Below are 15,754 nucleotides of genomic sequence, written 5' to 3'. Positions count from 1 at the left end.
CGCGCCCCACCGCCCCGTCCCAGGAGCCAGCATGACCATGCGCGTCCTCAGCGTCCGCGGCGCCCTGCCCGAGCACTGCCACCGGCAGGAGGAGATCACCGAGTCCTTCGCCACCACCCTGGTCGGCAGCACGGTCGATCGCGGTGTCGTCGAGCGGCTCCACCGCAACGTGTGCGTCGAGACCCGGCATACCGTGCTGCCGCTGGAGGAGTACGGCCGGATGGAGGACTTCGGCCAGTCGAACGACGTCTTCATCCGGGCCGGCGTCGAACTCGGCGGCCGCGCGGTCGTCGACGCGCTCAAGAGCGTCGGCCTCACACCGGCCGACGTGGACTACATCGTCTCCTGCACGGTGACCGGCCTGGCCGTGCCCTCCCTGGAGGCCCGGGTCGCGGCGGATATCGGACTGCGCCCCGACGTGGTGCGCCTGCCCCTCGTCGGCCTCGGCTGCGTCGCCGGCGCGGCCGGCATCGCCCGCCTGAACGACCTGCTGCGCGGCCGCCCTGACGCCGTGGCGGTGCTGATGTCGGTCGAGTTGTGCTCGCTCACGCTCCAGCGCGACGACACCTCGGTCGCCAACGCCGTGGCGAGCGGCCTGTTCGGCGACGGTGCCGCTGCCGTGGTCGCCGTCGGCCGCGAGCACCCCCTCGCACAGACCGACGACCCCGCCGCCCCCGAAGTGCTCGCCTCGCGCAGCCGTCTCTACCCCGACTCCGAGCGCATGATGGGCTGGGACGTCGGCTCCGGCGGGTTCCGAGTCGTCCTCGACTCCGCGGTTCCCGACCTGGTGCGCCGGTACGTCGGCGACGACGTCCGCGGCTTCCTCGCCGATCACGGGCTGACCGGCCGCGACCTCGACTGGTACGTCGCGCACCCCGGCGGCCCCAAGGTCCTCGAGGCGTTGCAGGACGCCCTCGGCGTCGAGCGGGACGCGCTGAGCGTGACCTGGGACTCGCTGCGCCGGATCGGCAATCTGTCCTCCGCCTCGGTGCTGCACGTCCTGGCGGACACGCTCGCAGACCACCCGCCCCCGCCCGGCTCCTACGGGCTCATGCTCGCCATGGGCCCGGGATTCTGCTCCGAACTCGTACTCCTCCGCGCGGGTGGTGGACAGTGAGCAGCGAGACCTGGTTCACCGTCCTGGTGCTGGCCGTGGGCCTGGAGCGGGTCGCCGAGCTGGTCGTCTCCCACCGCAACGCCGCCTGGAGTCTCGCGCGGGGCGGCGTGGAGTCCGGGCGGGGGCACTATCCGTTCATGGTGGTGCTGCACACCGGCCTGCTCGCCGGCGCGCTCGTCGAGGTGTGGGTGCGCCGGCCGGACGTCGTACCGGTCCTGGCCTGGTCGATGCTCGCCCTCGTCGCGCTCGCGCAGGGGCTGCGCTGGTGGTGCATCGCCACGCTGGGCCGGCAGTGGAACACCCGGGTGATCGTCGTACCCGGCGCCGCACGAGTGACCGGCGGACCGTACCGCTGGATCCCGCACCCGAACTACGTCGCCGTCGTCGCCGAAGGGCTGGCGCTTCCGCTCGTGCACTCGGCCTGGATCACCTCGGTCGTCTTCACCGCGCTCAACGGGCTCCTGCTCGCCACCCGCGTGCGCGCCGAGGACGCCGCCCTGACACGGCTGGCCTGAGGAGGCACGCTATGGACCTGCTCGTCGTCGGCGGAGGTCCCGCGGGCCTGGCCACGGCCTTGCACGCGGCCCGCGCGGGGCTCGACGTCACTGTCTGGGAGCAGCGTGCCGGCATCGTCGACAAGGCGTGCGGCGAAGGCCTGATGCCGGGCGCCGTCGCCGCGCTGGCCGCACTGGGCGTGCACCCGCCGGGGCACGACCTGCGGGGCATCCGCTACGTCGCCGGCCCCCGCCGCGTCGACGCCGACTTCGGAGCGGGCCCGGGGCGCGGAGTGCGTCGTACGACACTGCACGCGCTGCTGCGCGAGGCGGTGCTGGCAGCGGGCGTACGCGTCGACCAGCGCACCGCCCGAAACGTCGAGCAGGACCAGGACGGGGTGGTGGTCGACGGCACCCGCGCCGCCCACCTCGTAGCGGCCGACGGCCTGCACTCGCCGATCCGCCGCGCCCTCGGGCTGAACCGGCCGCACCGGCACCCTCTCCGGCACGGGCTGCGGCGCCACTACGCGCTCGCGCCCTGGAGCGACCGCGTCGAGGTGCACTGGGCCCGCGAAGCGGAGGCCTACGTGACGCCCGTGGCCGGCGACCTCGTGGGCGTCGCGGTGCTCACCACCGCACGTCGGTCGTTCGACGACCACCTCGCCTCCTTCCCCGAGTTGCGGGAGCGGCTGGCCGGGGCCGGCGTCGCCGGACCGGTCCGGGGAGCAGGCCCGCTCCGCCAGGTCGCGAGCGCGCGCACCGCCGGCCGGGTGCTGCTCGTGGGCGACGCCGCAGGTTACGTCGATGCCCTGACCGGTGAGGGCATCGCGCTGGCGCTCGCCCAGGCGCCCGCCGCGGTGCGGGCCGTCATCAGCGGTGACCTGGCGGCCTACGAGCGGGAGTGGCGGCGGCTCACCCGGCGCTACCGCTGGCTGACGCACGCCCTTCTCGGCGCGACGCGCAAGCCCCCGGCCCGCGCAGCGCTGCTGCTCGTCGCACAACGGCTGCCGTGGCTGTTCTCCGCGACCGTCGCCATGCTGGCGCGCCCGGCGGACGAGCGAGCCGGGTCCGGCCGGCCGTCCGGGTAGCCGTCGGCCCGTGTCGACAGTCCCGGTGACCGAGCCAGGCAGGCCGGGTGTGACGCTGCCCCCACGCACCGGCGTCGCCCGCGCGTGACACACCGGCGCGGCACGGCACCTCGACTCACCGCGGCGAGGATGGCACCGTAAACCGCCATGAAGCCGACCGAATCAGGGCAATCAGTAGGATCGGTGCGCTGGAGGCTCGTGCTGGCCAGCACCACCATGCTCTTCGTCGAGCTGGCGCTGATCAGGTGGGCGGGTGCCAACGTCGTCCACCTGAGCTACTTCTCGAACTTCATCCTGCTGGGATCGTTCCTCGGCATCGGCATCGGATTCCTGATCCCCGCCGAGCGCGGACAGTGGCTCAAGCGCTGGACCCCCATTCCACTCGCGGTGCTGGTCATCCTGGTGCGCGAGTATCCGGTGCAGGTGCGCCAGAGCAGCAGCGAAGTCCTGTACTTCACCGCCGTGAAGACCACCGGCCTCCCCGAGTGGGTGACGCTGCCGGCCATCTTCCTGCTGACCGCGGTGATCATGGCGGGGATCGGAAAGATCACAGCGGATCTCTTCCGCCTGCTTCCCTCGCTCGACGCCTACCGCTACGACCTGCTCGGCAGCATCACAGGCTCGCTGTCCTTCGCCGTGCTGTCCTGGCTGCGCGCTCCCTCGATCGTGTGGGGCGTACTCGCCGCCGCGGCCATGCTGGTCCTCGGCGGACGGCGCAACACCCTGCGGTACGGCATTCCCCTCACGGCGATGGTCGCCGCCCTGTTCCTGGAGACGACGACGAGCGGCATCTCCTGGTCGCCCTACTACAAGATCGAACTCAAACCCTCGCCGACCACCACCCGCACCTGGTACATCTCGGCCAACGGCGTGCCCCACCAGAGCACCGCCCCGCGAGCGGTGCTGATGCGGGAGGACTCGCCGTACCGCCAGGCGTACGACCAGACGCCCCGCAATCCGCACAAGCGCGTGCTGATCATCGGCGCCGGCAACGGCAACGACGTCGCGATCGCGCTCGCGTACGGAGCGGAGCGCGTGGACGCCGTCGAGATCGATCCCCGGCTCCAGGAGATCGGCTCACAACTGCACCCCTCCAGGCCGTACGACGACCCGAGGGTGCATGTCCACATCGACGACGGGCGCGCCTTCCTGGAGCGGACGAAGACCAAGTACGACCTGATCGTCCTGGCCCTGCCGGACTCGCTGACGCTGGTCGCCGGTGCGAGCAACCTGCGCCTGGAGAGCTACCTGTTCACCCGGCAGGCCTTCGAGGCCGCGCGCGATCACCTGACGCCGAACGGCGCGTTCGCCATGTACAACTACTACCGGGAGAGCTGGCTGGTCGACCGCTTCGCAGGGAGCCTCGGCGACGTCTACGGACACGCCCCCTGCATGACGACGTTCAAGAGGAACGCGGCCGTGCTGGTGGCCGGAATGACGCCCGCCGACCAGTCCTGCGCCAAGACCTGGCAGCCCAGCGGCGCGGTCCCGGCGGCCGCGAGCGACGACCACCCCTTCCCGTACCTGCTGCACCGGAGCATCCCCACGCTCTACCTGGGAGCCCTGGGCACGATCCTGCTGGTGACGCTCCTGTCGGTGCGCCTGACCGGGGTCCGCATCCGCGGCACGGTCCGCTACACCGACATGTTCCTGCTCGGTGCGGCCTTCATGCTGCTCGAAACGAAGAACGTGATCGGCTTCGCCCTCTACTTCGGTACGACCTGGCTGGTCAACGCGCTCGTCTTCTTCGGAGTCCTGGTCGCCGTCCTCGCGGCGGTGGAGGTCCGGCGCAGGCTGCGGAGGGTCAACCAACTGCTGCTGCAACTGCTGCTCTTCGGCTCCCTCGCGGTGGTCTGGCTCGTCCCCGCGGGCGCGGTGCTGTCCTTGCCCTTCGCCGCCCGGCTCGCCGCCGCCATCGCCCTGGCCTTCACCCCCATCTTCTGCGCCAACCTCATCTTCTCGGACCGCCTCGCCCTCGCCCCGGACCCGACCTCCGCGTTCGGCGCGAACCTGCTGGGCGCGATGACCGGGGGCGCGATCGAGTACCTCGCCCTGGTGACGGGCTATCAGGCACTGCTCCTGGTCGTCGCGGCCCTCTACCTCGGGGCGTTCGTCGCCATGCGCTTCGCGGGGCGGAATCCGGCGGTGACCTGACAAGGAGCGGGCCTCAGCCCACACACCAGCATGTGCCCCGACGACGCCCCACCACGGTCACCTTCACGCCGCCGCCTGGCCGTCGACGGCAATGCCCAGCCGCTCTGCCACAGTGGTGAGTGCTGCTCCCAGCGGGAGCGAAACCCGGGTGAAGGCGTGCCGGTCGCCCCTGGTCGGCTCGCGGTTGACGATCAGCACCGGCTTCCCGGCCTCGGCCGCCTGGCGGACGAAGCGGAGCCCGGACATCACCGTCAGTGAGGAGCCGAGGACCAGCAGCGAGGCCGACTCACGGACCAGCTCGCGGCAGTGTTCGACCCGTCGTGGCGGAACGGCCTCACCGAAGAACACCACGTCCGGCTTGAGGATGCCGCCGCAGCTCGTGCAGGGCACCACGCGGAAGTCTCCGACCTGTGCGTCGGTGAGGTCGGCGTCACCGTCCGGGTTGATTCCGGCGGCCACGGGATCGAAGCCCGGATTGGCCTCCTCCAGCCGCCGGGCGAGTTCGCGGCGCGGGCTGAAAGCACCGCAGGCAAGGCAGACGACCCGGGCCAGGCTTCCGTGGAGTTCCACCACGTCCTCGCTGCCGGCGGCCTGGTGCAGGCCGTCGACGTTCTGGGTGATGACCTCCGAGAGCAGGTCGTACCGTCCGAAGGCGGCCACGGCCCGGTGCCCGGCGTTGGGGCGGGCGCGGCCGAAGGTGCGCCAGCCGAGATGGCTGCGCGCCCAGTACCGGCGCCGGGCCTGGGCACTGGCGGTGAAGTCCTGGTAGGTCATCGGCGTGTGCCGGCTGAGGCTCCCGCCCTCGCCCCGGTAGTCGGGAATGCCCGACTCCGTGGAGATGCCCGCTCCGCTGAGCACCAGCACACCGCCGGTGCTCAGCGCGTCGGCGACCGGCTCCAGATCCGTGGTGCCGGGCGGAAGGTCCTCGGGAGGCGTCCAGCTCAAGGTGGGGCGCATGCGCATGCGGTCAGGGTACGGAACTACTGCCTCTGACGCGGCTGCGCGGCCGAGCGGGCGCATTCCCGTCTGCGGCGACTCGTAGGGCTGCTTCATGTCGGCCGGACGGTGCTGAAAACCTCTGAGCGGGACACACGGTCAGGAAGCGGCGCGCAACTGTCGCGCGCCGCCTGACGAGAGGGATGAGGTGGGCGATGCGAGCGTTGACTGTGCGGCCTGGCGCCGAGGACTCCCTGGAAGTGAGGGACGTCCCTGACCCCGCCCCGGCTGCGGGCGAGCTGTTGGTGGAGGGCCTGGCGGTGGGGGTGTGCGGAACGGACAAGGAGATCGCCCGAGGGGAGTACGGCTGGGCCCCGCCGGGCCGTGAGTGGCTGGTCCTGGGGCATGAATCCCTGGGCCGGGTGCGGCAGGCGCCGCCCGCCGGCGGCTTCTCGCCCGGTGACCTGGTCGCCGGGGTGGTGCGCCGCCCGGACCCCGAGCCGTGCGGGGCCTGCGCCCGCGGGGAGTTCGACATGTGCCGCAACGGCCGCTACACCGAACGCGGCATCAAAGAGATCGACGGTTACGGCGCGCAGGCGTGGTGCGTGGAGGCCGATTACGCGGTGAAGCTGGAACCGCAGCTGGACCGTGCCGGTGTGCTCATGGAGCCGACCAGCGTGGTGGCGAAGGCATGGGAACAGGTGGAGCGTGTCGGTGCCCGTTCGTGGTTCGAGCCTCGGCGCGTCCTGGTGACCGGTGCCGGGCCCATCGGTCTGCTGGCCGCCCTCCTGGGCACACAGCGCGGACTGGACGTGCATGTGCTCGACCGGGTGACCGAGGGGCCGAAGCCCACCCTGGTACGGGACCTGGGCGCCACCTACCACGACAAGGACATCGAGCAGGTCATCTCCGCCGTATGCCCGGACGTCGTCATCGAAGCGACCGGTGCGAACGAGCCCGTGCTCGCCTCGCTGACCGGCACCGCGCCCTACGGAGTGGTGTGCCTGACCGGTGTGTCGCCCGTCGGGCGCAGGATGACCGTGGACGCGGGTGCCATCAACAGGGAGATCGTGCTGCAGAACGACGCGGTAGTGGGCTCGGTCAACGCCAACCTGCGCCACTACCGACAGGCTGCCGACGCGCTGGCCGCGGCCGACCTGTCGTGGCTCGAGCGCGTGATCACCCGGCGGGTGCCGCTGGAGCGCGCGACGGAGGCGTTCACGCCGCGACCGGACGACGTCAAGGTAGTAGTCGAACTCTAGGCGACAGGACGCGAAGGGAAGGTTCTGGATGTCTCACCACACTGCTCCCTTGGTGGTGGTCATGGGCGTGTCCGGCTCGGGGAAAACCACGGTGGGCCGATTGCTGGCACAGCGTCTCGGTGTTCCTTACGCCGAGGGGGACGACTTCCACCCCGCATCGAACGTGGCGAAGATGCGGGCCGGCCGGCCTCTGGATGACGAAGACCGCCGCCCCTGGCTGGACGAGATCGCACGATGGCTGACCGGCCATACGGACAGCGGAGGCGTCGTGACATGCTCGGCACTGAAGCGGCGCTATCGTGACCGGCTGGCCACCGCCGCGCCGCACGTCTTCTTCCTTCACCTCGACGGCTCGCCCGAGCTGATCGCCGGGCGCATCTCTGCCAGACAGGGTCACTTCATGCCGCCCGACCTGCTCCGCACCCAGTTCGCCGACCTCGAACCGATGGGCGAGGACGAAGCGGGCGCGGCCATCCCGATCGACGGCACGCCGGAGCAGACCGCTGCCCTCGCGCATGCCGCCGTGACCTCCCCCTGAGCCTCACCTCGCACAGCCGCAGCGGCACGCACGCCGGCACCGCCGTCAGGGGCACGGCATATACGGGCTGTCCGAACGGGCACCACGGTCAGCGGTGGATCCGGCCCCGCCCACTTCGGCCGGGCGTTCCGTGCGGCATACGGCATGTCCCCGCGTGAATGGTGCGCCGTCGTAGGCGAGGTGTCCGTACTGTTCTTCCCTGAACGGCAGTTGGCAGGCAGTCGTCTGTTCTGTGATCACGTGTACAGGTCGCAGTCTCCTGCGCGCAAAGTTCTCCCCGCACGATCGGCATGTCCTCGACCTCGACCAAGGAAGTGCTTGTGAGAACGCACCGCACGCCGTGCAGAACCGCCGTCCTCGTCCTGGGCACCGCCGTGCTCGCCTTCCTGACCCCCGCCCAGGCCTGGGCCGACGGGGGCCTGCCGAAGGTCACGCCCGTCAGCGAGACCCCCGCCCTCTACGACGACGAGGCGGGCGGCAACTCCGACGCGGACGATCCGGCGATCTGGCGCAATGCGGCCGACCCCGACCGCAGCCTCGTCATCGCGACCGCCAAGGAGGGCGGCCTGCGGGTGTACGACCTGGACGCCCGATTGGTGCAGTCGCTGCCCGCGCCCCGTCCGCCCGCCGAGGACGATGCCCCGGGCCGGTACAACAACGTCGACCTCGTCACTGGTCTGCGCACCTCCACCGGCCGGGCCGACATCGCCGTGGTCAGCGACCGCGGCAACGACCGGCTGCGGATCTACCGCATCGACCCGTCGAAGCCCGGCGGCCCGCTGACCGACATCACCGACCCGGCCGCCGCCCCGGTCTTCTCCACCGACCAGACCGAGATCAACGACCAGCGCACCGCTTACGGCCTCGCCACCTGGCAGGACAAGTCCACCGGACGTACCTACGCCCTGGTCAGCCGTCGGGAGCGGACCCGCCTCGCGCTGGTCGAACTGAAGCCGACCGCGAGCGGCACCGTCACCTACCAGAAGGTCCGCACACTCGACCTGCCCGCATCCTTCCGCCTCCCGAACGGCACCACCTGGTCCCCCTGCGCGGAGCCCGGCGAACTCCCGCAAGTCGAGGGCATGGTGGTGGACCCCGCCACCGGCACGCTCTACGCCGGCCAGGAGGACATCGGCATCTGGCGAATCCGAGCCGACCTCACCGGCAAGCCGGTTCTGGTGGACAAGGTCCGCGAGTTCGGCGTCCCCGGCGTCTACGACGAGGAGACCGAGGAGTGCGCGGCGGGCGCCGACCCCGGCTACGGCGGTGATCGGCTGTCCGCCGATGTCGAGGGTCTGACCCTGTTCCAGGAGTCCGACGGGGACGGCTACCTGCTCGCCTCCAGCCAGGGCGACGACACCTTCGCCCTGTACGACCGCGAGGTGAGCGAGGGCAACGAGTACGAAGGCGGCTTCCGCGTCGGCGCGGCCTCGACGACCCTCGACGGGGCGGAGGAGTGCGACGGCGCCGCCGTCCTGAACACCCCGCTCGGCAGCCGCTACCCGAACGGCCTGCTGGTCGTCCAGGACGGTCACGAGACCCCCGAGGTCCCCGACGGCGAGGGCGGCACGCGCACCGCGACCGGCTTCAAGTTCGTCGACCTGGGCGACGTGGTGGACACCGCCGACCTGTGAGCCCCTGCGGTGCGAGGAAAGGGACCACTGCTGCCGGGTGCCGCCCGCACCCGGCAGCAGAACTCCGATCAGGGATAGACAGGACAACGCCCGCAGCTGTCCGATGCCCGGCTGCTTGATCATGTCGGAGCCGCAGTACGAGTGGTCCCGTCGCTGAGGCCGGTCGGTCCATCGCCTACAACTCTGGTACCACCCACACCTGTTGTGTCATTCCCAGGGTGGAGAGGTAGTCCAGCCCGGCGAGGGATCCGTATGTGTGACCGGTTCCTGAAAGATCTTTCCTGTCCGAACATGCGACCGGAAGGATCGATATCGTGCGCAGACGACGTCTCGCGCCTCTGTTAGCCGTGAGTGTCACGGCAACGCTGGCTCCCGCGCTCGCCACCTCGACGGCCACCGCCGCTCCGGTCCCCACCTCGTCGACCGCCTCCTCGTCCGCCGCCAAGGGCGCGCTGGAGCGGTATGTGAAGCAGAAGCCGCGGTGGAAGCGGTGTGAAGCCGACTCTCCGGCGGAGTTCGAGTGCGCCACGATCAAGGTCCCGCTGGACTACCGGGATCCCGCAGGCAAGCGGATCGACTTGGCCATATCCCGGATCAAGAGCTCCGCGCCCGGCAAGCGGCACGGTGTCCTGTTCTCCAACCCCGGCGGCCCCGGGGGACAGGGCCTCTACATGCCGCTTGGAATGCGGGAGAGCCTCCCCGAGTCCGCCCTGCAGAAGTACGACCTCATCGGCTTCGACCCGCGCGGTGTGGGACGGAGCAGCCCGGTCTCCTGCGGCCTGGAACCGGAGGAGGAGATCTGGCTGCGGCCGTACAAGGAGGAGACGTTCGGCAAAGACGTCGCCTGGGCACGCGACGTCGCGAACAAGTGCAAGGAGAAAGCGGGCAACACGCTCGCGCACATCACCACGCGCAACACCGCGCGCGACATGGACCTGCTCCGGGCGATCCTCGGTGAGAAGAAGATCTCGTACCTGGGTTACTCGTACGGCACCTATCTGGGCGCCGTCTACACCCAGCTCTTTCCGCGCCGGGCCGACCGGTTCGTGCTGGACAGCGCGGTCGATCCGGCGCGCGCCTGGCGCGGGATGATCCAGTGGTGGGCGGAGGGCGCCGAGCCCGCGTTCGACCGCTGGACCGAGTGGGCAGCCGAGCGTTCCGAGAAGTACGGCCTCGGCGACACCCCGAAGGAGGTCGACCGGACTTTCTGGGACCTGGTCGCGCAGGCCGACGAGAAGCCCATCGAGCTGGAGGGGCAGCCGATCACCGGTGATGACATCCGCAGCGGCATCCGCGGGGCTGTCTTCAGCCCGCAGTACGCCACCGAGGCGGTCGTGGAGCTGAAAAAGGCCGCGGCGGGCGAGCCCGCCTCAGCGAACAAGGTAGCGGCGATCGCCGGATCCGAGGGGGCCAGAACGGCAGACGCCACCGCCGATTCTGCCGATGCCGCCGAGGTGCCGGCCGACAACATGACGGCGAGCTTCTGGGCCGTGGTGTGCGGCGACAACTCGGCGGCGTGGTCCCGCGATCCTGAGAGCTACCGGCAGGACGCCATCGAGGACAAGGGCCGGTACCCGCTCTTCGGTGACTTCGCGTCCAACATCAAGCCCTGTGCGTTCTGGGGCAAGTCCCTGGAACCGGCGACCAAGGTGAACAACAAGGTCCGCTCCCTGGTCGTCCAGAACGAGTGGGACTCGCAGACTCCGCTGCCCAGCGCTCAGGCCCTGCACGAGGACCTGAAGGGCTCGAAAATGGTCACCGTCCTCGGCGGCGAGGGCCATGGCGTCTACCCGAGCGGCAACGCGTGCACGGACGGCGCAGTCACCGGCTACCTGCTCACCGGCAAGCTCCCGGCGAAGGACGTGACTTGCGAGGCGACGGCCGACTCGAACGCGGAGGCACGGAAGAACCAGAAGCGGGACGTACTCCCGGGCTCTCCGCTCCCGGAGCGTGCCCCGGACCGCTTCTGAGCCCGGTCACACGGCCCACTTCCGCATGACCCATTGAACAAGGGGCGGGACCTCCTGGCGGGGTCCCGCCTCAACGTGCGTCGTCGACACCGGAGTAGGAGGAAATCGGTTCGTCAGGCCTTGCGGCCGTGTGTGCCACGATCGGCCGGTGACACTGTCTCTCGAAGCGCGCTCTCCGTGAACACTTCGATCTCACCTGCTCGCCGACGCCGGGCTGTGCGAGGCGAACGGGCTCGCCGCGCGCTTCGTCGGCTTCCCGGATTTCGGCACGCTCCCGTTCGCAGACCGTCTTCCACGGCCTGGCGGCGATCCCGCACCGGACGGCCCATCCGCGGCGGAGCCGGCAACGGCTCGATCACCGCCGACGACTCATCGGGTTGGTTACGGCACGGGGACCACGGCGGGGATCACGCCCCAGAAGATCATGGATAGGGCGGCGGAGGACCCTGCACCAAGCTTTGCGGAAGACACGCCAGGAGTTCAGGCGGGTGCAGGACTAAGCGATCGACCCGCCCGCTCGGTCGGCTTCTGTTCGCAACGTGTGAGCTCGCTCGGCCGGGTCGTAGTTCGGCCCAACGCCCTCGATCAGCAGCACGTCGCCCTCAATGTGATCGGTACGCAGACTCAGGATGGCCCGGTAAGCGGGGGAGTCGTACCAGGCACGGGCGTCGGCAAGGCTGGGAAACTCGATCAGGACCATGCTGCCGGGCCACGTCCCCTCGACGACTTCCGCCGGCGGACCGTGGATGACGAAGCGGCCTGCGAAGGGCTCGAGGGTTGCCTGGATGCGCTCAAGGTACTCGATGACGTCGGAGTGATTCCGGCGGCTCCGAAGATGAGCAAAGCCGTATGCGGGCACAACGAGGCTCCTTCGTTCCTGCGGGGTCAGCGGGTGAGCAGAAGGTAGTTGAGTGTGGTTTGGTGGTGCGATTACTCCAGAGGTAATCGCTCGGCCACATCGGGGGCACGTGCCAAGGTGGCGAAGCGTCATACAAGGGAGAAGACATGAGACGCAGGCGAGTCCTGCATCCGCCGGGGCAGCGCATTGACCAGTGACATCTTTCCGAATCGTCAGCTGTACCAGTTCGGCTACTGCGCCGTTTTCGCAACGGGAATCGCCCCCGCTGAACTTCTCGCGCGCGCTGGGGGCCAAGCCCTCCACCCTGTTGCCTTGACCCGCGCAGAGGCAGTGAGCATCGAGGCCCTCGGGGAGGACATCAGCGAGGAAGACGTGCCCGAGGTGGACTTCGAACAGCTGAAAGACAGCGGCGTGCTCGGTAGCGACGGTCCCGTCCTTCGGGCTGGCGCACACGACGGTTGGTCATTCGTGATCGAGCCCGAGGGCTCTTATCTGGCGGCGCACGACATCGTGAAGTCAGTGTCCCGGGAGACGGTGGCTCTCTGTGTGCGGGACAGTGAGTCAGGCTCGTGCTGGATCTCCTATGCCGAGGACGGCGAGATCCTCTCGTCGTTCGATCCGCTCTTCCCGGACAGTGACTACGGGACGCGGCCTGATGTGCTCGATCGGCTCACCGGGCATGTTGCAGCCATCAACAACGGTGACCGTGCCGATGCCTATGTGAACGCTGTGCGGACGATCCAGCAGTGGTTGCAATGCACGGCGCCCCAGGAAGCCGATGAGGAACGCCTCCTGACCATCAGGATCGCGAATGGGTACTAGGTCGTGTCCGTAATGTCAGGGCAGCCCCAGTCGTAGGCGGGCGAGGATGACCATGGCCTGGTAGTGGCGTGGTACACCCGGGACCAGTTCGAGAAGCTGGCCACGATCGCCGACCTGACCGTGACCGCGGTCACTGATGCGGACGGCGACCCGGCCCCTGCTGATGTCACCGACCTGCTGCACTTCCGAGTCCGAACCACCTGACCGTCTCGTCTGTGAGCTTGCCATTTGAGGTCGGGGAGTTTTCGTGGTTCAGCGGAGGTGAGAGCGGCCGACGTACTGCAAGCGGCCCGCCGGGTCGTGGCACCCAGCAAAACTGTCCGGGGCACTGCGAGGGAGCCGGTGGCCGCGCCGATCACGGCCTCGGTAGTGCCCGTCAGGGAGTTGAGGGGCCGGGCCAGATGGCCGAGGCGTCGTCGCGGTGGGGGTCGGGCAGCAGGATCGGGCGGACGGGAATGGTGTGCTCGCGTCCTTCGGCTACAGCCCTCCACGGGGCGGGGTGACCGGAGTAGCACAAGGTGGTCAGGGCGAACACACCGTCGGTGTAGACCTCGACGTATTCACCGATGGTGAGGATGCGCAGGGAGGTGGCCGGTTCGGCCAGGATGGTCTCGCCGAGCCGGGTCCCGTCGGGGCCGGTGGCCCAGAGGTTCTTGCCGTCGCAGCCCACCGAGAGGGCGGGACCGTCGCTGTCCGGACGGGCGGTCCGCAGGGTGATCTCGACGGGCCCCGTTATGCCGATGTCGCCGACCGCGTGCAGGGCGGGCCCGTCCGTCTCCTCGCCGAGCCAGGCGTCCAGTCCGGGCCACCATTCCAGACGGGGCGCCACATCCTCGGCTGTGACCAGGAGTTTCGGCTGGGTGAGCATGCCGCGGCAGCGGTCCCCGGTGTCGCTGAGGCCGACGCGGCGGGGCGTGGTGTGCAGTACGACGCGGGATCCATCGGGCGCGGCGATGACGCGCGGAGCGTAGGCGCCGGTCGGACCGAGGGGGCCCCGGCGGGTCCAGGGGCCGCGCAGGCGGGGTGCGGTCCATGCCTCGAAGCCGCGGGTCGCGCCGATGGAGCCGAGCAGCAGCCAGCTGCCGTCGTCGAGGCGTTCCAGGACCGGGCATTCCAGTTCGTCGACGTCGCCGGGGGAGATGAGCGGTGGGTGGACGGTCCAGTGCTCCAGGTCGTCGGAGGTGGCCCAGGCGACGCAGCCGCTGACGTCCACCGGGAGGGAGGCGTCGCTGGCGCAGACGGCCATGACCCACCCGTCCGACTCGTCATCGCGTACGACGAACGGGTCGCGCCAGCCCATGCGTTCACCGGTGCGGTACCACCGCGGATCCGCCTCGACGACCGGCCCGGTGCCGTGGCGCCGCCAGGCCGTGCCGTCGGTGCGGTCGGAGTACGCCAGCCCGACCGACTGGACCGGCCAGCCCCCCGGTGTGAGACCGGAGACGCCCGTGTAGAACATCGCCATGCCGTCGCCGTGCCGGATGGGGTGCATGGTCCACACCGCCTGCTGGTCGAAGCGGCCGGGCAGCCCGTTGCCGAAGGCGGTGCCTGCGGGCTGCCAGTGGACCAGGTCGGTGGAGGTGGCCCGGCCGTAGGAGGTCTCCATCCGCAGATGGTCGAACTCCGGTGTCCAGGGCCCCTGGAGGTGCAGCACCGCGTACGTGCCGTCCTCGTCACGCAGGAGGGCGAAGTCGTTCACGCAGAGGCCGGGCGGGGCGTATCGCATGCACAGTTCCTGTCGCTCCACAGCGCCCAAACGCGTGCGCTGACGCTTGATAACAAAAGGGTCTCTTGTAGATCGTCCCAAGTAAATATGAACGCAAACGCTTGCGCAACAAGGTGGGCCGGTTTACGGTCTCGTCACCCACAGATCACACCGACGTGAAATCAACGGGAGGAATACGCCGTGACGGCCAGCATCACCGATGTCGCCCGCGCCGCCGGAGTCTCGGCATCCACCGTGTCCCGCGCGCTGCGCGGCCGGCCGGGGGTGTCGGAGGAGGTGCGGGCGCAGATCACGGCCGTTGCCGCACAACTCGGCTACACGGCCTCACGTTCCGCGGCGAGCCTGGCCAGCGGGCGCACCTTCACCATCGGGGTCGTGGTCCCGTATGTCGGCCGCTGGTTCTTCGGCACCGTGCTGGACTCCGCCGAGCAGGTGTTCAGCGCCGCCGGGTACGACGTGCTGCTGTACAACCTGGGTTCGCCGGAGACACGCAAGCGTTTCTTCACCAGGCTGCCGGTCCGCAAGCGGGTGGACGCGGTGCTGTCGCTGCTCATCCCTGACGAGGAGGAGTCGGCCGCACTGCGCTCGCTGGGGGTTCCGCTGGCCACCACGGTCGGCGGCACCCGGCCCGGCTTCACCGTCGTCGGCATCGACGACCGGGCCGGTACCGAGAGCGCCGTACGGCATCTGGTCAACCTCRGCCACCGCCGGATCGGCATGATCAGCGGGTCCAGCGGTCCGCTGCACTGGACCACTCCCATCGAGCGGCGCAACGCCTACCTGGACGTGCTGACCGACGCCGGTATCGCACACGACGCGGCCCTGGAGGCGGACGGCGACTACACCGTCGAGGGCGGCGAACGGGCCATGACCGAACTGCTGGCCGTCTCCCGGCCGCCGACGGCTGTGTTCGCGCAGTCCGACGAGATGGCGATGGGCGCCCTGCGGGCGCTGCGCCGCCACCGGCTGAAGGTGCCGGACGACGTGTCCGTCGTCGGTTTCGACGACCACGAACTGGCCGACGTGGTCGGCCTGACCACCGTCGCCCAGCCGGTCGCCGAGCAGGGCGCGGAGGCCGCCCGGCTGCTGCTGCGGCAGCTGGACGAACCGGACGCCGAACCACCCGCCGAGCAGGTTCGGATGCCCATCCGCCT

The 15,754-nt window shown here is 70.0% G+C and carries 14 protein-coding genes; 11 read left to right on the top strand and 3 right to left on the bottom strand.

The genetic code is table 11. The annotated features are described in order from the left end of the window. Positions 1 to 31 precede the first annotated feature (31 nt). The 4 genes from CA983_RS27315 to CA983_RS27300 all read left to right on the top strand — a co-directional run bounded on the left by CA983_RS27315 (position 32) and on the right by CA983_RS27300 (position 4,853). Positions 32 to 1,117, top strand: coding sequence for a type III polyketide synthase (locus CA983_RS27315; protein WP_086603496.1), 1,086 nt, complete (start codon positions 32 to 34; stop codon positions 1,115 to 1,117). Beyond that, positions 1,114 to 1,632, top strand: a complete 519-nt coding sequence (locus tag CA983_RS27310) for an isoprenylcysteine carboxyl methyltransferase family protein (protein WP_086603495.1) — start codon at positions 1,114 to 1,116, stop codon at positions 1,630 to 1,632. Before CA983_RS27315 ends, CA983_RS27310 begins: the two co-directional genes overlap by 4 nt. An 11-nt stretch (positions 1,633 to 1,643) precedes the next feature. Next, the gene (locus CA983_RS27305) at positions 1,644 to 2,699 is read left to right on the top strand and encodes an NAD(P)/FAD-dependent oxidoreductase (RefSeq protein ID WP_086603494.1); all 1,056 of its coding nucleotides are present in this window, start codon (positions 1,644 to 1,646) and stop codon (positions 2,697 to 2,699) included. Between the two features lie 198 nt (positions 2,700 to 2,897). After that, on the top strand, positions 2,898 to 4,853 hold the full coding sequence (locus CA983_RS27300; protein ID WP_244207130.1) for a spermine/spermidine synthase domain-containing protein: 1,956 nt from the start codon (positions 2,898 to 2,900) through the stop codon (positions 4,851 to 4,853). Positions 4,854 to 4,916: 63 nt separating this feature from the next. Here the strand turns inward: CA983_RS27300 and CA983_RS27295 are convergent, their stop codons facing one another. Next, complete coding sequence (locus CA983_RS27295) at positions 4,917 to 5,816, bottom strand: NAD-dependent protein deacetylase (RefSeq protein WP_086603492.1); 900 nt, start codon at positions 5,814 to 5,816, stop codon at positions 4,917 to 4,919. Positions 5,817 to 6,004: 188 nt separating this feature from the next. On the opposite strand from CA983_RS27295, the gene CA983_RS27290 reads away from it, so the two are divergent. The 4 genes from CA983_RS27290 to CA983_RS27275 all read left to right on the top strand — a co-directional run bounded on the left by CA983_RS27290 (position 6,005) and on the right by CA983_RS27275 (position 11,193). Beyond that, positions 6,005 to 7,051, top strand: coding sequence for a glucose 1-dehydrogenase (locus CA983_RS27290; RefSeq protein ID WP_086603491.1), 1,047 nt, complete (start codon positions 6,005 to 6,007; stop codon positions 7,049 to 7,051). 28 nt (positions 7,052 to 7,079) lie between these two features. Next, the gene (locus CA983_RS27285) at positions 7,080 to 7,589 is read left to right on the top strand and encodes a gluconokinase (protein WP_086603490.1); all 510 of its coding nucleotides are present in this window, start codon (positions 7,080 to 7,082) and stop codon (positions 7,587 to 7,589) included. Between the two features lie 320 nt (positions 7,590 to 7,909). Continuing rightward, positions 7,910 to 9,223, top strand: a complete 1,314-nt coding sequence (locus CA983_RS27280; RefSeq protein WP_086603489.1) for a phytase — start codon at positions 7,910 to 7,912, stop codon at positions 9,221 to 9,223. Positions 9,224 to 9,537: 314 nt separating this feature from the next. After that, positions 9,538 to 11,193, top strand: a complete 1,656-nt coding sequence (locus tag CA983_RS27275; protein ID WP_086603488.1) for an alpha/beta hydrolase — start codon at positions 9,538 to 9,540, stop codon at positions 11,191 to 11,193. A gap of 496 nt (positions 11,194 to 11,689) precedes the next feature. Here CA983_RS27275 and CA983_RS27270 read toward each other — a convergent pair whose 3' ends face one another. Then, positions 11,690 to 12,052, bottom strand: a complete 363-nt coding sequence (locus CA983_RS27270) for a DUF1330 domain-containing protein (RefSeq protein ID WP_086603487.1) — start codon at positions 12,050 to 12,052, stop codon at positions 11,690 to 11,692. A gap of 186 nt (positions 12,053 to 12,238) precedes the next feature. Here CA983_RS27270 and CA983_RS27265 point away from each other — a divergent pair, with 186 nt between their 5' ends. Together CA983_RS27265 and CA983_RS46325 are read left to right on the top strand one after the other, a co-directional pair. Continuing rightward, the gene (locus CA983_RS27265; RefSeq protein WP_244207129.1) at positions 12,239 to 12,874 is read left to right on the top strand and encodes a DUF6461 domain-containing protein; all 636 of its coding nucleotides are present in this window, start codon (positions 12,239 to 12,241) and stop codon (positions 12,872 to 12,874) included. Between the two features lie 63 nt (positions 12,875 to 12,937). Beyond that, positions 12,938 to 13,078, top strand: a complete 141-nt coding sequence (locus CA983_RS46325; protein WP_158101895.1) for a hypothetical protein — start codon at positions 12,938 to 12,940, stop codon at positions 13,076 to 13,078. Between the two features lie 172 nt (positions 13,079 to 13,250). On the opposite strand, the gene CA983_RS27260 is transcribed toward CA983_RS46325, so the two are convergent. Continuing rightward, positions 13,251 to 14,600, bottom strand: coding sequence for a glycoside hydrolase family protein (locus tag CA983_RS27260; protein ID WP_086603485.1), 1,350 nt, complete (start codon positions 14,598 to 14,600; stop codon positions 13,251 to 13,253). Positions 14,601 to 14,780: 180 nt separating this feature from the next. Between CA983_RS27260 and CA983_RS27255 the strand changes: the two genes are divergently transcribed. Then, positions 14,781 to 15,754: LacI family DNA-binding transcriptional regulator (locus tag CA983_RS27255; RefSeq protein WP_086603484.1), on the top strand; the 974-nt coding region annotated here is incomplete at its 3' end.

It is taken from the genome of Streptomyces swartbergensis (genome assembly GCF_002148965.1).
GTDB classification, from domain to species: Bacteria; Actinomycetota; Actinomycetes; order Streptomycetales; family Streptomycetaceae; genus Streptomyces; species Streptomyces swartbergensis.
This window is presented reverse-complemented; position numbering and strand designations above follow the sequence as displayed.